Origin of the sequence: Maridesulfovibrio frigidus DSM 17176 (assembly GCF_000711735.1) — a bacterium.
GTDB classification, from domain to species: domain Bacteria; phylum Desulfobacterota; class Desulfovibrionia; order Desulfovibrionales; family Desulfovibrionaceae; genus Maridesulfovibrio; species Maridesulfovibrio frigidus.
Genome location: NZ_JONL01000009.1, coordinates 193,510 through 217,354, shown reverse-complemented (window position 1 = coordinate 217,354; position 23,845 = coordinate 193,510). Strand labels below are relative to the sequence as shown.

Annotated in this window: 18 protein-coding genes and 2 rRNA genes; 15 read left to right on the top strand and 5 right to left on the bottom strand. The window is 41.4% G+C overall.

Going from position 1 to position 23,845, the window contains the following annotated elements:
• The 3 genes from BR06_RS0116830 to BR06_RS0116820 form a co-directional block, all read left to right on the top strand.
• A 23S ribosomal RNA gene (locus tag BR06_RS0116830) occupies nucleotides 1-84 on the top strand; the annotation flags it as partial.
• Nucleotides 85-166: 82 nt separating this feature from the next.
• Nucleotides 167-281: ribosomal RNA gene (gene rrf, locus BR06_RS0116825) — 5S ribosomal RNA — on the top strand.
• A gap of 176 nt (nucleotides 282-457) precedes the next feature.
• Nucleotides 458-1,417, top strand: coding sequence for an AEC family transporter (locus BR06_RS0116820; RefSeq protein ID WP_031485156.1), 960 nt, complete (start codon nucleotides 458-460; stop codon nucleotides 1,415-1,417).
• A gap of 104 nt (nucleotides 1,418-1,521) precedes the next feature.
• Here the strand turns inward: BR06_RS0116820 and BR06_RS0116815 are convergent, their stop codons facing one another.
• The 4 genes from BR06_RS0116815 to BR06_RS0116800 all read right to left on the bottom strand — a co-directional run bounded on the left by BR06_RS0116815 (nucleotide 1,522) and on the right by BR06_RS0116800 (nucleotide 5,117).
• The gene (locus BR06_RS0116815) at nucleotides 1,522-2,835 is read right to left on the bottom strand and encodes a TRAP transporter large permease (RefSeq protein WP_031485154.1); all 1,314 of its coding nucleotides are present in this window, start codon (nucleotides 2,833-2,835) and stop codon (nucleotides 1,522-1,524) included.
• A gap of 1 nt (nucleotide 2,836) precedes the next feature.
• Nucleotides 2,837-3,322, bottom strand: coding sequence for a TRAP transporter small permease (locus tag BR06_RS0116810; RefSeq protein ID WP_235727752.1), 486 nt, complete (start codon nucleotides 3,320-3,322; stop codon nucleotides 2,837-2,839).
• Between the two features lie 166 nt (nucleotides 3,323-3,488).
• A complete protein-coding gene (locus BR06_RS0116805; RefSeq protein ID WP_031485151.1) occupies nucleotides 3,489-4,499 on the bottom strand; it encodes a TRAP transporter substrate-binding protein in 1,011 nt (336 codons plus the stop codon).
• Nucleotides 4,500-4,523: 24 nt separating this feature from the next.
• Nucleotides 4,524-5,117: a TetR/AcrR family transcriptional regulator gene (locus tag BR06_RS0116800; RefSeq protein WP_031485149.1), complete on the bottom strand. Its 594-nt coding sequence runs from the start codon at nucleotides 5,115-5,117 to the stop codon at nucleotides 4,524-4,526.
• Between the two features lie 171 nt (nucleotides 5,118-5,288).
• Here BR06_RS0116800 and BR06_RS0116795 point away from each other — a divergent pair, with 171 nt between their 5' ends.
• Complete coding sequence (locus BR06_RS0116795) at nucleotides 5,289-6,653, top strand: nickel/cobalt transporter (protein WP_031485148.1); 1,365 nt, start codon at nucleotides 5,289-5,291, stop codon at nucleotides 6,651-6,653.
• 18 nt (nucleotides 6,654-6,671) lie between these two features.
• Here the strand turns inward: BR06_RS0116795 and BR06_RS0116790 are convergent, their stop codons facing one another.
• A complete protein-coding gene (locus BR06_RS0116790; protein ID WP_051677158.1) occupies nucleotides 6,672-7,541 on the bottom strand; it encodes an MJ1477/TM1410 family putative glycoside hydrolase in 870 nt (289 codons plus the stop codon).
• Between the two features lie 565 nt (nucleotides 7,542-8,106).
• Here BR06_RS0116790 and BR06_RS0116785 point away from each other — a divergent pair.
• The 11 genes from BR06_RS0116785 to BR06_RS0116735 are packed head-to-tail and all read left to right on the top strand — an operon-like array spanning nucleotide 8,107 to nucleotide 23,798.
• Nucleotides 8,107-8,667, top strand: coding sequence for a GNA1162 family protein (locus BR06_RS0116785; RefSeq protein ID WP_031485145.1), 561 nt, complete (start codon nucleotides 8,107-8,109; stop codon nucleotides 8,665-8,667).
• Nucleotides 8,586-9,506, top strand: a complete 921-nt coding sequence (locus tag BR06_RS0116780) for an endo alpha-1,4 polygalactosaminidase (RefSeq protein WP_084154227.1) — start codon at nucleotides 8,586-8,588, stop codon at nucleotides 9,504-9,506. Before BR06_RS0116785 ends, BR06_RS0116780 begins: the two co-directional genes overlap by 82 nt.
• Nucleotides 9,490-11,574 carry a polysaccharide deacetylase family protein gene (locus BR06_RS0116775; protein WP_031485141.1) on the top strand — a complete coding sequence of 695 codons (2,085 nt, stop codon included), beginning with the start codon at nucleotides 9,490-9,492 and terminating at the stop codon, nucleotides 11,572-11,574. Before BR06_RS0116780 ends, BR06_RS0116775 begins: the two co-directional genes overlap by 17 nt.
• Nucleotides 11,571-14,408 carry a tetratricopeptide repeat protein gene (locus BR06_RS0116770; protein WP_031485139.1) on the top strand — a complete coding sequence of 946 codons (2,838 nt, stop codon included), beginning with the start codon at nucleotides 11,571-11,573 and terminating at the stop codon, nucleotides 14,406-14,408. Before BR06_RS0116775 ends, BR06_RS0116770 begins: the two co-directional genes overlap by 4 nt.
• A 50-nt stretch (nucleotides 14,409-14,458) precedes the next feature.
• Nucleotides 14,459-16,309, top strand: a complete 1,851-nt coding sequence (locus tag BR06_RS0116765; RefSeq protein ID WP_031485137.1) for an SPOR domain-containing protein — start codon at nucleotides 14,459-14,461, stop codon at nucleotides 16,307-16,309.
• A gap of 45 nt (nucleotides 16,310-16,354) precedes the next feature.
• Nucleotides 16,355-17,764: a sensor domain-containing diguanylate cyclase gene (locus BR06_RS0116760; protein ID WP_031485135.1), complete on the top strand. Its 1,410-nt coding sequence runs from the start codon at nucleotides 16,355-16,357 to the stop codon at nucleotides 17,762-17,764.
• Nucleotides 17,765-17,774: 10 nt separating this feature from the next.
• Nucleotides 17,775-18,800 carry a HEAT repeat domain-containing protein gene (locus BR06_RS0116755; RefSeq protein ID WP_084154225.1) on the top strand — a complete coding sequence of 342 codons (1,026 nt, stop codon included), beginning with the start codon at nucleotides 17,775-17,777 and terminating at the stop codon, nucleotides 18,798-18,800.
• The gene (gene pelF / locus BR06_RS0116750) at nucleotides 18,800-20,311 is read left to right on the top strand and encodes a GT4 family glycosyltransferase PelF (RefSeq protein WP_031485132.1); all 1,512 of its coding nucleotides are present in this window, start codon (nucleotides 18,800-18,802) and stop codon (nucleotides 20,309-20,311) included. Before BR06_RS0116755 ends, pelF begins: the two co-directional genes overlap by 1 nt.
• Before the next feature lie 3 nt (nucleotides 20,312-20,314).
• On the top strand, nucleotides 20,315-21,685 hold the full coding sequence (pelG, locus tag BR06_RS0116745; protein ID WP_031485130.1) for an exopolysaccharide Pel transporter PelG: 1,371 nt from the start codon (nucleotides 20,315-20,317) through the stop codon (nucleotides 21,683-21,685).
• An 18-nt stretch (nucleotides 21,686-21,703) separates the two neighbouring features.
• Nucleotides 21,704-22,660 carry an NAD-dependent epimerase/dehydratase family protein gene (locus BR06_RS0116740; protein WP_031485128.1) on the top strand — a complete coding sequence of 319 codons (957 nt, stop codon included), beginning with the start codon at nucleotides 21,704-21,706 and terminating at the stop codon, nucleotides 22,658-22,660.
• Entirely contained in the window at nucleotides 22,626-23,798 is a 1,173-nt protein-coding gene (locus tag BR06_RS0116735; protein ID WP_235727751.1) for an HDOD domain-containing protein, read from the top strand. The genes BR06_RS0116740 and BR06_RS0116735 overlap by 35 nt, the downstream gene beginning before the upstream one ends.
• Nucleotides 23,799-23,845 lie beyond the last annotated feature (47 nt).

Sequence of the window (23,845 nt, the reverse complement as noted above, 5' to 3'; positions counted from 1 at the left end):
AGACCACCTGGTTGATAGGCTAGAGGTGTAAGTGTAGCAATACATTCAGCTGACTAGTACTAATAAATCGTGTGACTTATTTTTCTTCTCTTCCCTATTAACTATATATTTATAGTTGGTAACTACTGACCTCGTACGGTTGGTACTATTAACTAGAGAAATTTGTCCTTGTGACCATTGAGGAGGGGCCACACCCGATCCCTTTCCGAACTCGGAAGTTAAGACCTCCATCGCCGATGATACTGCCAGGTAGCTGGTGGGAAACTAGGTCGTCGCAAGGACTTTTTTTTAAAGAAAACCCGTACAATTAAGTTTGTACGGGTTTTCTTGCGTGGTTTGATGGAGGAGTTTTTGAACGTAATATCTGGGGTTTAAATGATGCTTTAAATAATAGTTGAATTTTACCGTCAAGAAGTATTGTATCGAAGAGACATAAAACTACTTTAAGAGGGATTCTATGGCTATTTTAGTTGCTACTTCTTTGATTCCCCTATTCTTGATGATTATTGGAGGAGCTTTTACCTATAGAAAAGAAATTCTCCCTGAGAATAGCTCTTCTGTTTTGAATGGCTTTGTATACTACTTCACTTTGCCTGCTTTGCTATTTGGAACTCTAGCCACTACACCTTTTCATGAAATTGCGAGAGTTGGGTATATTTCTGGATACGCGGCTGCAATGTTATTATCTTACTTGTTTATGTTTTTGATTTCTAAATATTTTTTCAAAGCTCATTATACCGAAAGTGGCATCCGCGCCATAACTGCTAGTTTTCCCAATTCCGCATATTTAGGCATTCCTGTGATGCTTTCTCTTTTTGGAGACAGCAAAGAAGTTCTAATTGCTACAACTCTTGCTATAATCTTGCCCACGCTTGTAATCATCTTGGTTGTCGCCAAGTTCTCGCTTCATAGAGCTGACAAATCGATGTCCAAAACATCAGTCATTTTATCTATCACATTTTCAATGCTGAAAACTCCCATAATTGGCTTTGCCTTATTGGGGATTATTTTTTCGGTTTTTAATATTCCATTACCTGAATTTTTAGCCCAAAGTCTGCATGATTTTGGTATGGCATCTGTTCCATGTGCTCTTTTTTCTATTGGGATGCTTATCTGTAAACAGAAGATGAAGATTGAATGGACTAAAATTCTATCTGTTAACCTTATAAAAATGATTATTCATCCAGTATTTGCGGCTTTTCTTTTCATGTTTTTCGGAGTCAAAGGGAACATGCTTCTTATGGGTATAGTTCTTTCTGGGATGCCTTCAGCTGCACTGTCATGTATTCTTGCTCAGGAATATCAAACTCTGGAAATGGAAACATCAGCTAGTGTACTTGCTTCTATGATTCTCTATATGCCTTGCTTATTTCTAACTTTATTCATAGCTGCAAAATTCGGTTTAGTTTTTCAATAGTAGTGGTAGAATTGAGTACAAGTTTAATTTCTATGATCCATATAAAAAGCCGCCCATCGTTTTTACGATGAGCGGCTTTTATGATGCAGCTGTTGATTGTGTTTTTAGTACATTGCTTGAGGCAAGTATAAAATGATCTGTGGGAATATGGCAAACAACACAAGTCCTACAATAATTGCCAGCAGGAACGGAATGGTTCCCTTGAATATTTCTTCTAGCGTAATGGACGGTGCAAACTTTTGCGCCATCCCATAAACTACGTAGACGTTGATTCCTACCGGAGGTGTAATGACTCCTATCTGCGTAACTAGAACGATGATTATACCAAACCAGATTGGGTCGAAACCTAGCCCCATTACCACGGGGTAGAAGACAGGTATTGTGAGCATTATTAGTGCTAGCGCGTCCATGAAACAGCCACCGATGAAGTAGATGACTAGGATCATTGCCATGATGATGAGCGGGTGCAAATCAAAGGATGATGTCCAAGCAGCCACATCGAATGGGATACGAGTAACAGCTAGGAATTTACCAAAAATTACGGCTCCTGCTACTAGCAGTAATACCATGCATGATGTGCGGAGTGTTTCATAAAGAGAGTTTTTGAATGCTTCCCATGTCAACTGCCGTTTGATAATGCCAAGAGTTAATATTCCTAAAACACCTACTGCGGCAGATTCATTCGGAGTGAAGAATCCCCAGAACATACCGCCGATAACGAGTCCGAATATTGCGAATGTATCTGCTAATCCTAGTAGGGATTTCATTTTAGCTGCGAAGCTGAAAGTTTCACCTTTTGGCCCGAGAGTCGGGTCTAGGTGGCACTGGATTGCAATTGCGATTATGAAAAGTATTGTCAGGACTACGGATGGTATAATTCCGGCCATGAAAAGTTCGCCGATAGATTGCTCGGTTAAAACTCCGTAAACAATCAGAACGACACTTGGCGGCATGATCATTCCAAGTCCGCCGCCTGATGCGACTGAACCGGCTGCCAATGAATTGGAATATCCGTACCGTTTCATTTCAGGAATACCAACCGTTGCCATGGTTGCTGCGGTTGCCGGACTTGATCCACATACGGAACCGAAGGCGGTACAAGCTGCAACGGTAGCCATTGCCAACCCACCCTGGATATTACCTAGGAAGTGGTATGCTGTGCTGTAAAGTTTTCGACTTATACCGCTGTTAAAAGCAAGTTGCCCCATTAAAATGAAAAGTGGAACCGTTGCTAAACTATATGACGAAAATGAATCGTAAAAACTTCTTGAAAGTAAGTTCAGTCCGCCTTTCATTGAAATAAGAAATGCGAAACCACAGAATCCGACAAGCGTCATAACGTAGGCAACTGGCATGCGTGTCAGGAAAAGTCCCAACATGATTAAAACTCCGATAATTCCAATGCTGCTTGGTTCCATGTTACTTGCCTCCTTTGAGGTGTACTGCAACATCTCGAAGCAGAGTTAAAGTAAAACAGGCAAAACCGAATCCCAGTGCATATATGATTAAGTAAGTAGGTATTTCGAGGGTCATGGTTACTTCGCCTGCTTTTTTCAAACTTTCAGCGTATAGGTATAGTCGCCACGTAACTATTCCGAAAAGTATTGCACTGGCGGTGTTTGTTCCGCATCGGATATTATTACGAGTTCTTTTCTTAAATTTGCTAACTAAAAATTCAACACCGATATTGCTTTGCTGGGAGTGAGTGTATGAGAGGGCAAGTCCTGTTGTTAAAACTGCCAGAATTGCAACTAATTCTTCCACTCCGAAAATTGGTGAGCCGAAAACCCCTCGGCAAATAATATCTGCGCCAGTTAAAAGTGCCATACCTATCAGGCTAACTGCCGCAATTGCTTTCAGAACTTCTTCAAGTCTGGTGACAAAGTCTGGTTTTGATTCGCTCACTATTCTCTCCATAGCAGAATTGGAAAATTGTTTGTGTTCATTATATATGATGCGTTTTTAGATGCTGGCTTATAATTTATAAAAAGTTCAAGGTCTCACATAATTATACGTGAGACCTTGAACTTTATTTATTCCAGTCCATAATCATATATTAATGATTTAATCGCTACTGAGCTTTTTCCAGTGATTTGACTGTGAAGTCAAGAATTTCTTTGCCCTTAAGACCCTTGCTGTCTGTTGCTTCAACATATTCAGTCATCATAGGTGCAGCTTTTTCCTTCCATACATTACCTTCAGCATCGCTAAGAGTAATGAACTCTCCACCTTTTTTAACGAAGAATTCTTTACCTGCTGCGTCACTGTCGTCCCAAGCCTGACCGTGCTTAACAGCCCATTCTTTGTTGATTTCGGTGATTATTTTCTGGAGATCAGTAGGAATTGAATTCCATTTGTCTTTGTTCATGGCAACGAAGAATGTTGTTGTATATGCTACTGGGAAATCAAGTGTACAGTAATCAACAACTTCAGCCATTTTCCAACCTTTGTTTGTTTCCATTGGGTACATTCCGCCACTTACAACGCCTTTGCGAATTGCTTGGTATGTATCAGGCATCGACATGGCTACAGGTGCGCCGCCAAGTATTTTGATGAGTTTCCCCGAGTTACCTGTTCCGCGTAGCTTGAGACCTTTCATATCAGCTAAAGTTTTAACAGGCTTTTTAGCTGTAAAAAGTAGTCCTGGTCCATGAGCGTGGAAGTACATAGGTGCTACGTCGCTAAGCTCTTTTGGCATGAAATGTTCGTATACTTCATTAGCAATTTTTGTTGCGACTGCCCCGGATTTGTAACCTAATGGAAGGTCAACTACAGCCATTGTAGGGAAACGCCCGCGTGAATATGCAAGAGCGGAAAGACCTATGTCTGAAAGGCCTTCAACTACGCCGTCGTAACATTGTTTTGCCTTGGTAAGAGTTCCGCCGGGGAAGTAGGAAACTTTAACTTTGCCGTCAGTGCGTTTTGCGACTTCGTCACACCACTGTTGAGCAAGCTTTGACTGAATATGGGTAGGGGGAAAGAAATTTGAATATGTCAAAGATATGGTTTCTGCGCTCGCGGAAAGCGGCATTACAGAAAAACCGATGATAGCAGCCATAATAGTTAGTAGAATCTTTTTCATGTTTCCTCCATAAGGAATGGTTTATTAAACTTCTTTAAGTCCATTAGCGAGAGCGACTGTTAGTGCAGCTCCACGAATGTCTTTTAAATCCACAATTCCGGTTCCAAGTGCACTTTGGACCATGTAACCTTCAAACAGTACTGTATTGAAAGCACCGAGTTTTTCTGGTGGATAATCCGTTTCAACGAAGTCACTGACTAATTCTGCAAAAACTTTTTCGGAAAGGCGGTACTGGCTTAGACTGAGGTCATTTCGAAGCTCAGGAATGCGCGAAGCATAAACGGTGAACTCGAGAAAAACTTTTGCCCAGTTTTCATCACGCACAATTATTTCGAGAAAATCCCAAATAATGTGCATAACTTCTTCAAGACTGTTTGCCTTATAAAGGCGTTCGTCTCGAGAACTACGGTATTCTTTAAGTTTGTTTTCAACGATCTCCATGAACAATTTATCTTTGCTCACCCAGTGTCTATAAAAACTACCTTTAGAATAGCCCGCGTGGGCTGTTATTTCTGCGACAGTAGTAGCCATGAAACCTTTTTGTCCGAAAAGATTTTCAGCAGAACGCATCAGCTCATTTTTCGTCTGCTTTGATTTTTCCTGCTGTTTTCTAGCCATTTCGACTTCTCCAAGAACCTTATTGTTGCCGTTGGTCACAAAATGACTAGCGGTCACTTATTGGTCTATATACAGGAGTGTTTAGGCTGTCAAGAGTATATGGTATAGGGGGGAGGGGATACATTGTAATAATTTTATTTGGACAAATATATATACCGAGGTTGATTTTAAATGAAGGTTGTTAGTTTATTATCACTGCTGGCTTTATGTCTGATGCCGATGGCATCCGCTGCGCATCCACTCGGTGAGGTTGTGCAGGAAACTACTGTTCAGAATGAAGGAACGCGGCTTCTCATTATATACCGAACTTCGATTGGCCCCTCTATTACGGCGACTCTCATTCCCGATGCTGACCGCGATGGTAAGGTTTCATCCTCGGAAGAGGGGGCTTTGTCACGCACTATCAATAAAATTTTGTATCCAAATCTAGTGGTAACATTAGATGATAAACCCGTAGTGCTTGAACTGTACTACGACTCTGTCGCGCCAGCTCTCGGGGGTTATAGTAACGGGGTGCGGGCTAATTTGATATACTCTTTGCCTATTGGTGATCAAGAATCAGTCACACATACAATTAAAGTGTCAGACAATAATTTTAAGGCGGGCGAACTAAAATGGATTAAGTGGTTTGTTCAGGCAGAGCCGCAGCTCAGTAAAGTTTCTACAACTGTAGATTCTAGAACTTTAGAGCTATCTTTTGTGAGTGCCGTTGATGGTGGGGCTTTAACTAAGTCCGGTACATTAACTGACAACCGTTTTGAATCGGGTACTGGACTTGCGCCTAAGCCGCAGGAAGATTCCAGTCAGGCCGCGCTTCGCGAATATTTATCTCGCGAAAATTTAGGAACCGGAGCGGCATTGTTTGCGCTTGGTTTGGCATTTGTGCTTGGCATGGGTCATGCTCTTAGTCCCGGTCATGGTAAGGCAATGGTTGCGGCGTATTTGATTGGGCGGAGCGGAAAAGTTAAAGATGCCTTTACGCTCGGCATAATTGTCACCATTACACATGTTGCCAGTGTCATTGTGCTTGGAATTGCGGCATTGTTACTTTCGCGGTATTTTTTACCCGGAGATCTTTATCCATGGCTAGGAGCTTTTTCGGGCATTCTCGTGTTTTTTGTAGGCTATATTATGCTTGCGAAAAGAGCACTTCACAACGGGCATCACCATCACCATCATGATGATTCAGAGAAAGAAAGCGAGCCTGTTTCTTGGTGGTCCATGCTCAGTCTCGGGATTGCGGGCGGAATGGTACCATGTCCGACCGCGCTTGTTGTTCTTTTAGCTGCCGTTGCGCTCGGGCGTATTGTTTTCGGGCTTTTACTTATATTTTCTTTCAGTTTGGGACTTGCCGCAGTGCTGATAATAATCGGAGTTCTGACCGTCAGAGCTTCTAAATTAACGGAAAGGTTCTCAGGATCACGAAAGTTGATTAAAAACCTGCCCGTTGCTAGTGCTGGCCTTGTTATGCTCGCAGGTATTGCCATTGCTTTAAACGCTCTTCAGGCTGGCGGAATTTTACGTTTCTTTCCTTAGTTTAGGCAGGCCCTAAAACTACTTTTTGAGCTGATGATATTTACTAAAATTAGTCAGGGTGTCCAGAGCTGCGTCAGGTGTAGCTCCGTACGGAATCAGCTTAAAGTCTAGTGTTTTAATCTGTTCAATATAATCTGGATATTTCTGTTCATCTATATATTCCACATCAAGAATTGTTATGGATGAATTTGAAATTTCTTTGGTTAGCTTTAGTCTGTAATTTTGATCATCCTTGCTGTGAATATTTGTAAGTAAGCTTTCAAGTCCGACCATATTTACTGTTTTCAGATAGAGATCACGGTAAACTGGCGAGCAGTCATTGATGATCCCTAGTCCATTTTGCGGGCAGACTATAAAATCATTTCCGGCTTCTGCGCGGCAGTAGTCTGCTATTCTCTTGATAAGTTTTACCATGTCGTCAGCAGTGGACGTGATGTCTACACCTTGTTCGTGCCAGAACCAGTATCCATCTATAATATCGAGATAAACTCCATCAAATCCCGCTTCTAATATGCGGTCTAGATATGGCCTTAAACCCGCTTCCCACCAATCTTCGCGCCAGTATCTTACTTTGTAGTTTCCTGCCCAGTCTGGGTTCTCAGGTCCAAGGAAATTAGGCGGGTTGTCCTTCCATTCTTTTTGCCAGTAAAAGCGATATTCCTCAGCTTCGCCTATGGAAAAATAGGACAGCACTGTTTTATCAAACTTATGCAGAACCGAAATGTCTTTAGCTAAAAATTTCTTTTTGTCGGTTCCATCAGCAGAGTAATCCATTACAATTAAGTCGTACGGAGATTCCGCTAGCGAGGAAATAGATGGCCCTTGAAGCCAGTAAGCCCAGCTCTTTATGTCCTTTGGGTTCTTCCGTTCTTTGCTAATTGTTTGCATAGTTTTGGATGCTTGTGGTTTTTGAGGTTCTTTTACAGCGCATGACAGAATTAACAGTGGAAGAAGTATGGCAAGTATGTTTTTTAATTTCATAGTACTGTTTGATTATATTGATATTTGATTTAGAATTTATAAAAGAAATACAAACTACACAATATTTATAGCATTTCAATGCACTAAATAAAAGTTAGATTACATATTATATTGTTATAAATCTTGGTTGAAGTGTCTTAAACCTTTGATAAATGCTTTCCAAAGTAATTATTAAGGTTTAAAGTTATTCTCGTGTATGCACGATTTATGTAAGCAATTCTGATCGTTTTTTTTGATTTTAAAATTGATGTTTGATGAGGATGTTTTTTCTGGTGGTTAGGGCTTACGTTCATTTGCAATCTGGGGATGCGTGGGTGAACAATTTGTTTTGTCTTAACTATATATTATAATTATTTTTTGTGGAGTATCAGCTTTGTTTTGCAGCGTTTATTTTAAGTCATTTTTGTTTGTATTTTGATCTTGAATAAAGATTTAGATAATTATTTTTTGACCTAGATTTAGGAGGGGTAAAGTGAAACGTAATTTAGTTGCAGTAATTTGTTTGGTTTTGTTTTTGGCGGGGTGTTCTGGATCATACATAAAAGGTTATGTTCAACCTCAAGGGATAGCCAGTGAAGCCCGCCACGCGGCAGTACTTCCCTTGGTCAATTTAACCAACACACCAAATGCCGGACGTATGGTCGGCGATTTGCTCGTAACAGAGCTGTATTCTTCCACAAAATTCGATTTGATGGAATCTACAGACATGCTTAAGAGAGTAAAAGGCGAAGACGACGACCTCGAATTCGTCATGGAAGATGTTGTCGCTCAGAAAGTCGGCACCCGTCTTGGAGTTGATACAATAATTTACGGTTCTGTATCTGAATATCAGTACAAACGTGGTGTAAATCAAAGCCCTACTGTTGGATTAAACCTCAGAATGATTGATGTTTCTTCCGGTAAAGTTCTTTGGGCTTCATCTGTATCCAAGAGCGGAGGTTGTGTGTTCGGATGTTCAGAATCCCTAAACAGCGTTGCTCAGGAAGCTTTGACAGAAATGGTCGCATCGATGTCGGCTATTCCTACTCAATAGTTTTTACTGTGGCTCTAATCTCATTTTCTCTGCTCGGCAGTAGCTTTGCGTTTGGTAAATCCAAGACGCAGGTTTCGTCGTGGAGTTGCTATTATGGACAGCAAGACAGGACTGAAGAGCTAATTCAGTTCGATCTTGCTGTTTTAGCTGTTCACGGCCAAAACCCTGATCCTTTGCGTAAAGCCGGGGTGAAATGTCTTGTTTACATTAGTCTCGGTGAGGTCAGCGCAGGCGGACCATACTATGTAGAGGCTAAGGAACGAGGCTTGCTTGTACGCTACAATGATAATTGGGATTCTTGGGTAGTTGATATTCGCCGTCCTGAATGGAAGGATATGCTTTTTGAACGGATAATTCCTGACGCGCTGAAAGCTGGCTATGACGGATTGTTTTTCGATACTCTAGATTCTCCCATAGATATGCAAAGGCGCGACCCTGATACTTACAAAGGGACTGAGCGAAGCGCTGTAGAACTTATCAAATCCATTAGAAAGAGCTTTCCGAAATTACTGCTTTGTCAGAATCGCGGTTTCGAAATTCTAGGTAGAACCGCCAAATCCATTGATTACCTTTTGCTCGAAGGGCTTAGTAGTTTCATTGATCTAAAGACTCAGACAAGAACTGACGTTGCAAAAGCTGATCGCGAGTTTTTGCTTGCAAAGTCCAGCACAGCTTTGAAAGAAAACCGTAAGTTGGTTGTTCTAAGCTTAGATTATGTTCCCCTTGACGATGCAGGTGAAACTGCAAAAGCATTTGATTATTCTCGCAAACAAGGTTTTGTGCCATACGTCAGCACTCCGGCACTCGATCAGGTGAATACCTATGCGCATACTCCTTAGTTTTCTTGTTGTATTATTGTCTGTATCATGTGTAGTTCCTTCGAGCTATGCAGAGCCTATTAAACGTAAAGTTTTGGTTCTATATAATAGTGCTGAGGAACGTACAGCCCGGACAAGTCTTTTCATGGAAGGATTTGCTATGCCACTTAACTATTTCGGATTTCTTTATGAAGTTCGGGATGTTAATTTGCGCCCACTACCTAGCAATAAAGAAATGAGCGCCTTTTCAGCTGTTTTTACAACATTTGCTGATAATCTGATGGATCAGCCAGTCGATTATTTGAAGTGGCTTCTTGAGCAGATGAAAAATGATAGGAAAATAATTGTTGCAGGTGCCTTAGGGGCAATGCGTAATTTGAATGACGAACCGATTGATTCTGAGTTGATCAAAAGTGTTTATTTAAATTTAGGTTTTGCATGGAAAGGTAATGCTACAAATGATCGCACTCGTCTGAAATACGATTACATCGATCAGAAAAGCATGAATTTTGAACGTAAGCTTCCGCTTTTCCCTTTTAACTACATTCACATTGTTCCTTCGGATGAAAAGTCTAGTTCGTGGGTAACTGTAAGTCTTAAGGATAAACCGGGTACCGCAGGTAGCGTTGTCGGGGTGGGGCCGAAAGGGGGCTTTGCTCTTGATGAATATATGCGTTGGCAGGATCCTGTTGATTATCAAAAACAGTGGTATTTAAATCCGTTTGATTTTTTACGTGAATCTCTGGGGCTGAAAGGTATTCCTGCTTTAACTCCTACTACATTAAACGGGCTTAGAGTCGCATTTGCGCATATCGATGGTGACGGTTTTGTAGGTTATACTGAGATAGATAAGTATAAGAATTCCGGCGAAATGATAATGGAACGAATTTTTTCCCGCTATGATTTCCCAAACTCCGCATCCGTTATCGCTGGAGAAATTAACCCTGCTGTTAAGGGGAGCCTTGATAATGTTGAACAGGCTAGGACTCTCTTTGAAATGAATAATATCGAGACATCTTCACATTCCTATACGCATCCGTTTGCGTGGCAGGCTTCAGTTCGTGATTCGGCAGAATATTCGGACAACTTTATTGTTGGTCAGTACGAAATGGCCGGATATAAATTTGATGCAAGATATGAAATTGTTGAATCCTGCGAATACATTTCTACTGATTTAGCTCCTGCTGAGAAGCCGTGCAAAGTCCTTTTATGGTCAGGAATGTGTGACCCCACGAAAGAGCAAGTTGAAATTGCTGAGAAAGCCGGAATCTTGAATTTGAATGGCGGGGACACAGTTTTTGATGCCCGCCGTAATTCATATTTCGGGGTGTCGCCTTTGTATCTGGAGCTCGGAAAAAACAGCCAGATTTACACAGGGCAGGCCAATGAAAATATTCTGACCAATCTGTGGGAAGGTCCGTTTTATGGATTCCGCAATATCATTGATACCATGAAACGCACCGGTTCTCCGCGTCGCGTGATGCCCATTGATATTTATTACCATTTCTACAGCGGTGAAAAATTCGCTTCTCTCAAAGCTCTTGAAGATGTTTACGAGTGGGTTTTGTCGCAGGATACCGCAAATGTTTACGCCTCGGCTTACATCAAAATGGTACGCGGTTATCTCACTGGAAAACTTGAGAAGTTTGGTGCAGACAAATTTATAGTCACGGATTACAGAGATTGTTTGAGCTTAAGACTGGATGGAATGGATAAAGTTCCTGATTTAAGCAAGTGTAAAAATATTATTGGCTATGACATTACTTCGGAAGGTATCTTTGTCCATTTGAACCCGGATCAAGATCGCGCGGAATTAGTTCTTTCATCTGATTTGAACGTGAATGACGTTTCCGCATATATTAAAAATGCATCAGGATGGGTTAAAGATTTCAGGCGCACTTCAGATGGCGCACAGTTTGTTTTTGAATGTTTTGGGAAAGGAAAGATTGTAATTGGCGGTCTTACTCCTAATCAGAGATATAAAGTAGTTGGTAAGAATTCTTTGGTGTCGGAGGTGCGCAGTAATTCAGAGGGGGAAGTTGTTGTTAAGGGCGTAACGTCTGAAACATTGGAGATTTCACAGATTTGAATATCAAGCTCTGGCGAATACTTTTATTTGCGCTCGTTATAATCGGAGCGACTGTTCTTATCTATCCTTTCCCGAGAGATATGGTTCCGTTGTACCTGAAGGCAGGGAAAATTGTTAAGGCTACTGATATTCTTACTGGTTTGCTCGAAGAAAACCCGAATGATTTAGAGCTGCTTTCTCTTGCCGCAGATATTTATTTAGTCCGAGGTTTGCCGGATAAAGCTATTGCTAGTTTGAATAAGAGTTTGGATCTTAAGCCCAACGACGTTGATGCTCTTGAGAAATTGGTGAAGTTCTATGAATGGAATGTTATGCCGCGCAAGGCTCTTGAAACTTGGGAAAGAATCGCTGCGATTAAGACTAAGAGCCTGATACCGCTTGAAAAAATGGTGATGTATTACCGCTTTTTTAACGAGATTCATAATGAAGTTTCCGCAATAATTGCTCTTAATGAGTTACAGTTAGGCAAGTTATTAACTGATAAATTTTTAGATACTATCCATGTTGAAGTTAAGCGTCTTTCTGCTGATTACGAGAAGCAAGCTGAAGATCCGTATCTTGATTATCTGATCCGGCAAATTTTTATTGTTGGCAATCAGTTTGAAATTGCAGCTGAAAATGAAGAAGATATTAATACTCTAACTTATGTGACTTATGCTTTGGAGTATTTTGTTGCAGTAGGGAGAGTCGGAGAGGCTTTTTCTTTTGCAGCTAACATGGATGAAAGCCTTGGTAAGGGGATCGATAGCAGAATTCAGTTAGTTAAGCTTCTTGGTTGGTCCAGACAGTATAAAGATGCTTTAGAATTAGCTGAAAAGTTATACCAAATTGATCCAGATAATGCCGGATTGTTGAAAGAGATAGTGTGGCTTGCACAGTATGAAATGAAATTTCAACTTGCAGAATCTGCGCTGGAAAAACTGGTTCAGTTAGAGCCGGATAACAATCAGCATCGTGAGGACCTAGGTGGTCTTTACATACAAAGCGGGAAGTTTAAGCAGGCTGTGGCTTTGTTTAGAGATTTGGCAGATCGGGTTGGTAATTTTTTCCGGTATGCGCATGATATGCTCAGGGCTGCTCTTTATAGCTCCGATACTAAGCTTATGGCGGAAGTCGTTGCTGAGACAGAGGTCCTTAATATTTCTGAGCCGGATTATTTGCGGACTAGGGCAGAGCTATTGCTTGGTCTTAACCGTCCTAAAGAAGCGTATGCAATGCTTAGAGCTTTAGCCGAAGGGCCTGGGGGCGTGGTTGAGGATTATGTAAGATTGCTTGATGCCGCAGGGGCGACCGGTGATGCTAAATTGATAGCGGAGACGGTTGATATAGCACTGCGTTTCAAGCCTGATGATATTTCATTGATGCGTCAGGGCGCGGAGGCATGGCTAGCCGCTGGAAATCCGCTTAAGGCGTATACTCTGTATCGTAAAGTTGTAGCGAAAGAAGGGCTTGAGAGTGATATTCTAGGGATGCTTACTACTGCTGCGGAAACGCAGAAGCTAAGCTTAGCTAAGGAAGCAGCTGAAATTGCGGTTAAGGCTCTGCCTGACAACGTAAAGGTTATATCGCAAGCTGGTGAGATTATGCTTTGGCTTAATTCCCCAATTGATGGATATCCGTACTTTAAAAAGGTCGCGGTCCTTACTGGCGGAGATAAAGAGTCGGTTATGAAGCTCATGCAGGTGGCTTCGTTTACGACGAATAGTAAAATTTTCAGAGATGCAGCTGCAACTGCTGTAAAATTAAGACCATACGATGAGCAGGTTGCATTACTTGCCGCCAGCGTGTGGGCTGCCGCGGGAGATAAGGCAAAAGCTGAAAAGCTTATTGCCGCGTTTGCTGACAGGAAAGGTGAAACATATGAAATGCTTCTAAAGTGGGCTGAGTTTGCAGATAGCTCAGGTCTTACGGAAGAAGCTTATAGGCTTTATGATCAGCTCTATTCAATGGGTTCGAAAGATAAAAAGATCCGCGACAACCTTGCTAGACTTGCGGGTTGGACAAATCGACCAAAAGCCGCAGCTAGATTATTTGGTGAGATGTCCGATGAAAAACCGCGTAGTTTTTCTTTAGCTCTGCAAGCTGCGAAAGGGCATTCAAACGCTTTGGAATACAGCGACGCTGTAACTTACTATGAGCGGGCACTGGCTCTTAAGCCGTTGGATCATGAATTAAAGATTGAGCTTGCAAAAACTTACGGTTTTGCCGGGATGAACTCGAAAAGAATTGTTCTGTTGCACGAGCTGTATAATCAGGGCGTATTGCCGCAAGCTGAAAAAATTGAGTTAGCACGGGCATATATAGATGAAAAGAACCCTAAAAAGGCTCTTGAAATTCTAGAACCGTATGCTCGTCTTAAGGTGCTTCCTCGGTTCGAAGGGTTTTTGCTTGCAACAGTCTACGATCAAGTAGGGCGTGGACGAGATGCTACGAGTATTTATAAAAGACTTGGCCGTGAGCATAGTAAAGACGGGGTATATCTAGCGAGGCTTGGAGCTGAAGCCTTGTTTAACAATCATACCGATGAAGCTTTTGATTTGTTTGAATCCACACTTCGGGTGGATAAGAAAAACCGAACCGCGCTTAAAGGGATTGCGATGGTTTATACGCAGCGAAACGAATATAAACGGGCTATTAGTAAATTTAGAGCGTACAATAAGATTGTTCCTGATGATGCTGATTCAAGATTCCAACTCGGGGAATTGTATTTGCTGATTAACCGGGAAGGCAATGCTGTTCGTGAGTTTAAAGCCGCGAAACGGATACTTAAGCGTCAAGGGGTGACTGATAAAGTCCTTTCCTCTGAAGCTAAAAAGATAATTGATAGGAAATAAAATTGAAAAAGGTAAGGGTCATAAAATTAATTGTTTTAGCAGTTGCATGTATGCCGCTGTTAATTTTTTCCTCTCTTCTTCGGGCTGAAGATGGGATAGGGGCTCCTGTCGTCCAAAAAGTATGGACTGTCAGAATTTCTACCTTTTCAATCCCTGATAATGCCTGGAACTTTACTTCATACCTGAAAGAGAAAGGATATAATGCTAAAGTAGTTCGCCTTTACGATTCGAAAGGACGTCTTTGGAGTGCTGTACAGATTGGTGATTATCCGACTCGCAGTCAGGCCAAGGCTTCTGGACGTTCCTTTAAGAGGAAAATGAAGCTTGATTATGTAATTAAGGGAATGAACCCTGATTTTTTAGCGGCAAGAGTTGCTACTTCCCGCAAAACCCCGTTGCCAGTTAATCCCACAGTAATTAAAGCTGTGCGCGGAGCGGATAGTCCTAAACCTCCTGAAAAAGCTACAACGACACCAGCTACCGAAACCGATATACCGATTAATCTGGAAGCTGGAACCGAAGAATTCTTTTATGAAATTGATCAGAACGATATCTTACGTGCAGTTTCGCAACGTCAGCGGGAAGTTATATTAGCTCGCGTTATGATGCGGCGCGGTCAGGTTAATGATGGTCTCAGATTGTATGAAAAGTTAGTCAAAACATATTCAGACGATATGGATTTGCGAGAAGAGTATATTTCCGCTCTCATAGATAATGAGGATTACAACATAGCTGATAGGTTGATTCAAAGCTGGTTGGAAGATGACTCCGTTGCTGCTGGAGCTTTGCGTCAAGCAGCTCGCCTTAAACTTTTGACTGGAGATTATGGCCAGCAGCAGGCTTCGTTAAATTATCTTTTAATGCTCCGCCCCGGTGATACTGATGCTTTGTCATCGAGTGCATATGGACGTCAGGAGGGCGGCGACTGGCTTGGCGCTATTGAAAATTTTTCCGAGCTTATCGATCGTGAACCGAATAATGTCGATGCGCGCCGAGCTTTGTCTGGGCTTTTAAAGCAGTACAGGCCTCGTATAAACTTCACTCCAAGTGTATATTTACAGACTAATGATACCATTACAACTTCGCTCCGCACAAATTTTTCGATGCAACTAGATAAGGTTACCCGCGCAGATTTTATCTATGATTTTGCAGATATTTACCGTCCTGAAGGTGATGGAATTGAGAAGGTTGATAAAACCATTAATCGAGCTGCATTTCTATTCCGCAGAGAGCTTTCACGCAAATTCACAGGTGTGGTCGGCGCAGGGGTCTTTGAAGGTTCGGCTGAAGGATTCACCGGTGCTCTCGGTTTTGATTGGATGGTTCATAAATCCGGACCGCTTTCGTTTATGCTTGATTACAACAATCCATGGATTGATGAGCCTACAGCGACAAATTACAAAGGACGTTATAATCAGGTCTCACTTACGTACGACGGTTTCTATAATGACACGTGGGGGCTGTTTATGAATGGTCAGGTCCGGCAATATGTTGTTGATAATGACAAACTGTACGGAACCAAAGGGATATATAATGTGATTCTCACTCGGAAACTTTTAAGTGCTCCTGAACTTTATGTTTCCTATTCATATTACCGCTCACATTTTAAGTATGATGATCAAAACTATACTCCTATTGCTGTTGTCCAAAACGAGAGTATTCATACACTTAGCACTAGTTTTAGTAAGTGGTATTGTGAGACTCTGGGATTCCAGGTCGCAGGTGGTATTCGTCAGGATGAATTTAAAGGATCTCCAAGTTATTTCGCTTCGCCTAATTTTATTTTGCGTCTTGGAGAGCGGTGGGAATTTAACGCCGGATACGAATATAGCAGTGATTCAGGCCTTGTCGGCGGCGGAGAAAGTCAGTTGATCACTGGCGGAATTCAGTATGTGTTCTAGTTTGATGTGTCTTAAAAGATCATTTTTATAAGTGAGTTTAATCGAATGCTTAAGGTTAATGCGGTTGTACGAAAATATAAGCTTTCAAAATATTTTGAAGCTTTTACCGGAGTAATAGGGCTCACGGTTATTAATTTGATTTTTTTCCGCACTGACCCCGGATTTATCAATGTTTCGCCGCATCCTTACTGGTTAGTAGTAATCTTAACCGCGGCCCGTTACGGATTCAGTGCCGGTGCATTTTCCGGTTTGCTGACAGCTATGATGTACTTGGGTTTCGCGTCACTTACAGTACCGGATCTATCACTGGTGGACTTCAAAAGTCTTAGTATGTGGGGAAAACCTGCACTTTTCTTTATTGTTGGAGTCGTAATCGGGGAAATGAAAGAACTTAGCATTAAGGAATATGCAGATCTTAGTGAGGAGCGCGATGCCTATAAAGATGCATTTAATAAAATTAAGACAAAATTTGATGTTTTAAGTGAAGCTAAGCAGGAAATCGATACACGTATAATTTCTCAGGAAAATACACTGGGTACTTTGTATGAAGCGGCACAAGGACTTCGTACATTGACTCAGGAAAGTATTTTTCCTGCCGTTCTTGAAATTCTAAGAGATTTTATGAGCGTGGAAGACTGTTCCGTTTATCTTCTTGAAGGCGATGAGTTCAAACTGAACACCGCTATCCGTCACAGTAAAAGCATCCTGCCTGACACTCTGCCATATACGGAAGGTTTGATGGGGATCGCTGCAGGAGAGAAGAGAGCTATCTCGATTAAGGATGTAGCAACTACGGACATGGCTCCGAGCGGTATCATTATTTCTGCTCCGATTCTGGCAGATAATCAAAAGCATGTAGTAGGTGTTTTGAACGTAGAGAAAATGCCTTTTTTGAAGTTTAATAGCGATTCTGTGCGAGTAGCTGGGCTTGTGGCTGACTGGTGCGGAAGCAGTATTGAAAACGCAACAATGTTTAAAGATACGAAAGATAAGCTTATCGCGGATGAAATGATTGATGCTTACACGTATGATTATTTCAAAAGAAGACTGCGTGAAGAGTTTATACGTTCACGAAGATATGAATTAGATTTGTCATTGATTCTTCTCGAATTCCCGTCCATGGAGAATGCTTCGGATGAGGGTAGAGAGGAAGTTTTGATGGCGTTTAGTCTGATTCTTAAAAATCAGATTCGTGAAATTGATATTTTGTTTATGAATAACAAACCTGGATCATTTTTTCTTGTTTTGCCGACAACTCCTCCTGTAGGGGCAAGAGTCGTTGTTAAAAATATTCTGAGTGCATTTAGAGCTCTGAGTATGATGGCCTTTGAATCCGATGAAAGCTTAGTTGAGATCAAAGCTGGTGTGTCTGGATATTCAAAAGATATGGAAGAACCCATGGAGATGGTTACAGCTGTAGAAGAGGATGTAGTCAGTGTTTTATTCGCGGAGTAAGGTTATCCGAATGGGGCGGATCTGCTTTGCCGTTGCCTTCTTCTTTGCGTATCTGTTTGAAGTCAGTGCATTCTGGTTTTATATAAACAGGTCTGATTCGATTTATTTTGTCTATGCTGCTTTTCTTGTGCATGTTTTATCTGCGCTCTCTTTCTTCATTACTAAACCGAGGCCTAGATCTTTGCCCGGCGTTGGTTATTACTATCCTCGTGCTATCGCTCTTTTTACTTTTTTTATGCCTGGAATAGGACTTTTGGGCATGTCTCTGACACTTCTTTTTGCTAAAATGCTTATGAACAGTCACGGGCTGGCTGAAGAGTACAAGGAAAAGGCTTTTGAGGGTAGCGGCATTGAAGTTGACTTGCCAACTGATATCAACTCCTTTTTGTATGAAGAGTTAGACGTTCACCCAATTGCCGATATTTTAGCGGGTGATGATATTGGGATGAAGCGCGGAGCGGTAAATCTGTTAAGGAGAATCGGATCATATGAGGCTGTCTCTCTCCTTAGAAAAAGCCTTTCCGATGAAAATGCTGAGGTCCGTTTTTACGCTCATACTGCATTGACCCGCCTAGAAGAAGATTATGCGCAGTCTCTGGAAAAAGCGGAGTTTCGAGCAGACAAATATGGCAGTGCTCAGTCTCATGCGGAACTTGGGGCAGTTCATAGAAACTATGCTCAGAGCGGCTTACCGGAGCAGAATATTCAAGAACACTCCATGGACTTGTCTTGTGAGAATTGGAAAAAAGCATCGGACATTGAGCCTGATAATGATGATTACCGGATGCGTCTTGCTGAGATTTACATTGAGAGTAGAAAGTTTTCAGAAGCAGTTGAAATATATAATAAGACTAAAGTTAAGCCTGAACTGGAACTTGAATCGCGTTTAGGTATTTGCAGAGCTTTTTTTGAGATGGGCAACTTTATAGCTCTTTGTGATGAAGTTAAAAGAATGCAGGTTGAACCTAATCTCGATAGTTCCGATCCATATAAAAAAGTTTTGTATGATTTTTGGGTAAAAGAAGAGGCTTTTTAATGCATAGCAAAGATGAAAAAGAGTATGACGTATGCCTTTTGCTCGAGGGAACATATCCCTTCGTTGCTGGAGGGGTTTCTTCGTGGATTCATAACCTTATTAAAGGAATGCCGGATCTGACCTTTACTGCTGTGTGCATTTTGGCCACGTCAAAAGAAAAAGCAGAATACCGCTACGAAGTTCCTGATAACTTCGTAGATCTTAAAGTTGTTTACCTTCACGATCCTATCGAAGTTTCCAAGAATCCGTTTAAGAAAATTTCTGCTAACAACATAGAAAGGCTGAAGAAATTTCATAAGCAGCTCGATAATGAAAGTGCTGGCAATATGACTGAAATGGTCGATCTTTTTCGGAATAATAAATTTCCGCTCGGCGAATTGATGCATGGCAAGAAAGCATGGGACTTGCTCGTAGAAAGGTATAATGTAGATGAGAACAAGGAATCCTTTATAGACTATTTCTGGACGTACCGTTTTACACATCTGCCCATTTTTAAAATGTTGCCGCTTGATCTGCCTAAGGCCAAGGTTTATCATACTATTTCAACTGGATATGCGGGGCTTTTAGGCGTTGTTGCGCGGGTTATGACAGGGCGTCCGTTATTGCTGACCGAGCATGGAATTTATGTGAAAGAGCGCAAAATCGAAATTTCACAGGCTGAGTGGGTTTATCGTAAGAAGGATGAAAGATTCCGAGTAGATAGTAAACTTGGTGCATTCCAGACATTTTGGATTCGCATGTTCGAGCAGCTTGGAAAAATGTGTTATAATTACTCATCGGAAATATATACTTTATATGAAGGGAACAAAGATCTCGAAATTTTAGAGGGAGCTGATCCTGATAAAATTAAAATTATTCCTAACGGAATAAGTCTTGATGCTTTTCTCGGCTTAAAGGCTGCGGATCATGATTACAAAGGGCAGACAGAATTTGCAGTTGGTTTTGTAGGCAGGGTTGTACCTATCAAAGATGTAAAGACTTTTCTCAGAGCTTGTAAAATGGTTGCTCTGAAAATTGATAAGCTGAAAGTCTATATAATGGGGCCTACTGAGGAAGATGAAGAGTATTATGAAGAGTGTGTAAATCTCATGAAACTGCTTCATCTTGAAGATGTAGTAGAATTTACAGGAAAGGTTAAAGTTACAGATTACCTTCCTAATCTTGATGTGATTGTGCTGACGAGTATTAGTGAAGCACAGCCTCTCGTTATCATGGAGGCGAACTGCGCCGGAATACCTGCTGTCGCATCTGATGTTGGCTCATGTAGAGAGCTGCTTGAAGGTAGAACCGTTTCTGATAAAGCGCTCGGGCCGTCCGGGATTGTGACAAAGGTTGCGGACCCTGTTGGTACGGGGGAGGCAATCTTAACTATTTTGCAAAAGCCCATTTTAAGGAAAAAGATGTCACTGGCTGGCATTGAGCGAGTGAAAACTTTTTATCGCGAATCGGATCTCAATGAAACATATTTGAAAATTTACCGTAAGTACATGAACATGGATGATTTGGAGTAGCTGATGGCTGGAATTGGGTTTGAATTAAGACGAATGCTGGGCAAGGACAGCTATTTATCGGAGATGTCGGCTTACTTATATGCCGCAATGGTTTCGTCCGGTCCTTGGCTCATGAGCGTCCTTTGCCTGTCCGTTCTCGGGCTATATTCCTATTCTGGCTTTACTCGGCTTGACCAGGAAATATTCAGGACTACAATTGTGTATGTTTATGCTTTTACGCTGGTTTATGTCGGATATATTCAGTTGGTAGTGACTAGGTATCTTGCCGATAAATTTTATATGGGAGAAGAGCGAATAACTCTTACAGCCTTTTTTTCAAGCTCGGTGATGGTGCTTATTATCGGATCTATTATTGGAATAGGCGGCTTATGGACCTTTGAACTTACGGTTACATATAAAATTATCGCGGTTATGCTTTTCCTCATTGTGGCAATGATCTGGCTTGCGATGATTTTTCTTTCTGCCGTAAAAGATTTCCGGAGCATCGTTCAGGCCTTTGCCGTGGGGACTTCTATCAGTGTGGGCGGCGCTTTTCTGCTTTATCCGGTTATGGGACTGGATGGATATTTACTTGGTTATACCATTGGTCAGGCTGTAATATATTTCTGGCTTCTGGCTAGGCTTCTAGCTGAGTTTCCGCCTACAAGGGTCATGGACTGGTCCATGTTTACTTATTTTATTAAGTACTGGGAGCTTGCTTTGATAGGCATGCTGTTCAATTTGGCAATTTGGATAGATAAAATTTTATTTTGGTTTGCGCCTGATTCAAGAATGGTCGTTCCATACCTTCGGACTCATGATATGTATGAAGGGCCTATTTTCTTTGCTTATTTGACGATTGTCCCAACTTTGGCAATTTTTTTGGTAAAGATTGAAACCAAATTTTATGAGCATTACCATGATTATTTCGCAAAAATAATATCTAAGAAAGACCTTGCCAGTATATTGGAAGAAAAGAAGGGTATGATCCACATGCTCAAAGAAAGTTTGCGCGAAATTTTGATTGTTCAAGGGTCATTAACTTTGCTTTGCCTTTTTATGGCATCTGACTTCATCGAAATAGTGGGACTTTCGCCTATCCAGAAGCCTTTGCTTCAGATCGCCTTGATAGGATCTCTTATGCAAGTGATGCTCTCGGTTGCTGTGATTATATTGTTCTACTTTGATCTTCGCAAAGAGGTTCTTTTTATTACGCTGATATTTCTTATTAGTAATACCGGGCTTACCTTGCTCAGTATGAAACTAGGTTTCACTTTTTATGGATACGGGTATTGCTATTCCTGTTTTATTTCTCTGATGTTTGCATATTATTTCGTTTCAAAAAGTGTAACAGATTTAGAATATATAACTTTCGCCGGCCAGCCGGTGGTTTAGTTCGCAAGGATTCGTATCATGATATCAAAAGTGTGTATGGTTACCGGGTGTGCCGGTTTTATAGGAAGTCATTTAACCCAGCAATTGATTGACCTAGGACATTTTGTTGTTGGGGTGGATCAACTATTTACTGGCTATGTTCACAATATGAAGGGGTTTGAAGATCATCCCAATTTTAAGTTTAAGGAAGCCTCCATTTTGGATGAGGGACTTCTTGAAAAGTTAAAAGTGGATTACCCTGAGCTCGATGTTGTTTTTCATTTGGCAGCTATTGTGAGCGTTCCATATTCTGTGAATCATCCTGAACTTACGCTGGATACCAATTTTGAAGCTACAAAAATAATGCACAAGTCCGCTCAAGATCTTGGCATTTCCAGATTTATTTTTGCAGGCTCTGCTGCGGAGTACGGCAATGAAGAAAGATTACCAGTACGCGAAGAGTATGCAACGGATCAAGTTGAGCATGTAAGTCCTTACGGAATGGCAAAATACAAGTCTTCTTGTTTGATAGAAAAAAGCGGATATGGTTGTTCTCTTCGTTTTTTCAACATATTCGGTCCGAGGCAGGACCCGGCAAGTCAGTATAGCGGTGTTATTTCAAGATTTGTTGACTTTGGTCTGGCCGGAAAAAAAATGGTAATCTTCGGTGACGGGGAACAATCTCGTGATTTTCTATATGTATCCGATGTTGTTGATTCATACCTGATAGCATCCGGACTAGATCCGCAGGGCAGAGGGCCTCTTTGCGGTATATATAATGTAGGAACCGGAAATGGTATTTCCATTCTCCAGCTTGCTGAGTCTGTATCTAAATTGACAGGTGGGCCATCGGAAATTGATTTTCGGCCTGAGCGAGCTGGTGACATTAAACATTCAAGAGCAGACGTAAGTAAAATATCAGAGATAGGTTTCAGCCCGCAAGTCTCTTTTGAGGAAGGACTTGCAAAAACTATTGAATGGGCAGAGTCATCCTGATGAATTTCATAAAATTTTAAATGTAGATTTTTTAATAATAGCAAAGGTTCATATAATGGTCGAAAGTGAAATAGAATTAGAAGTTAAAAAAGAAGCTGTCATTAATCCAGAGATTAAAGAAGCTGCCAATGAATTTGTTGATAAGGTGTTCAGCGAATCTAACGTGGATTTTGAGCTTGTATCGATACTGCGCAGAATGTCTGAGGATCGTATTTATCATGATATGATTAAGCGTCCAGATGAGTATAAGGCTAAACCGCAACTGACATCCGTTGAACCGTGGGATGGTAAAAAGCCTGCTGGGCCGCGTGATTTTTTGAAAAAGAAGGTTTCGCTGCCTTCACTGCCGCAGGTACTAATCCAAATTCAAAATGTTATTAATGATTCTGATAGTTCTGCTAGTGATCTTGCTGCAGTAATAAGTAAGGATCCTAAACTTGTTGCTGCAATTCTTCGGCTTGCGAACAGTGCTATGTTCAGTTTTAGAACTGAAGTTGATACTCCTACTAGGGCTGTAGCTTTGCTTGGTTTTAAGCAGGCGGGATCTTTAGCTCTAGGGACAGTTTCACTAAGTCTTTTTAAGCGTTCTAAAGTCTCAGTTTTAGAGGTTGAAAAATTTTGGAAACATTCAATCGCATGTGGAGTAATTGCTCAGGAGATAGCGCGTGCGGCAAATCTCGGTGATCCAGAACGTTTCTTTGTGGCTGGATTGCTGCATGATATCGGATTGTATGTTGTTTTTGAAAGTCAGAAAAGCCTTGCAGTTGAGCTTTTAAAGAGGGCGAATAAAGAAGGGACAAGCTTTTATGCGGCAGAGCAAGAATTGCTGGGATTTAACCACGCAATTCTTGGGGGAGTAATTATTAAGGATTGGAGCTTTCCTAAAAATCTAGTGATATCCGCAGCAGGTCACCATAATCCTGAAAAAGCTAAAAATGATCCCGATGCAGGAGTTGTTCATGTTGCAGATTATGTCGCCCGCGCCTTAGGTTACGATCTTGGTGTTTCTCCCGTTCTGGGGGGAATAAGTGAAGCTGCATGGGTAAACATTGGGTTAAGTATGGGGGATTTTAAAAAACTGCTCCCTACCTTTGAAGCAATTATCGAAGATGTTTTTGAAATATTACGTCCTGAGTAAGGACTTTGATATCTATTTTTTATAGATAAATTTTTATTGTTGTGCGT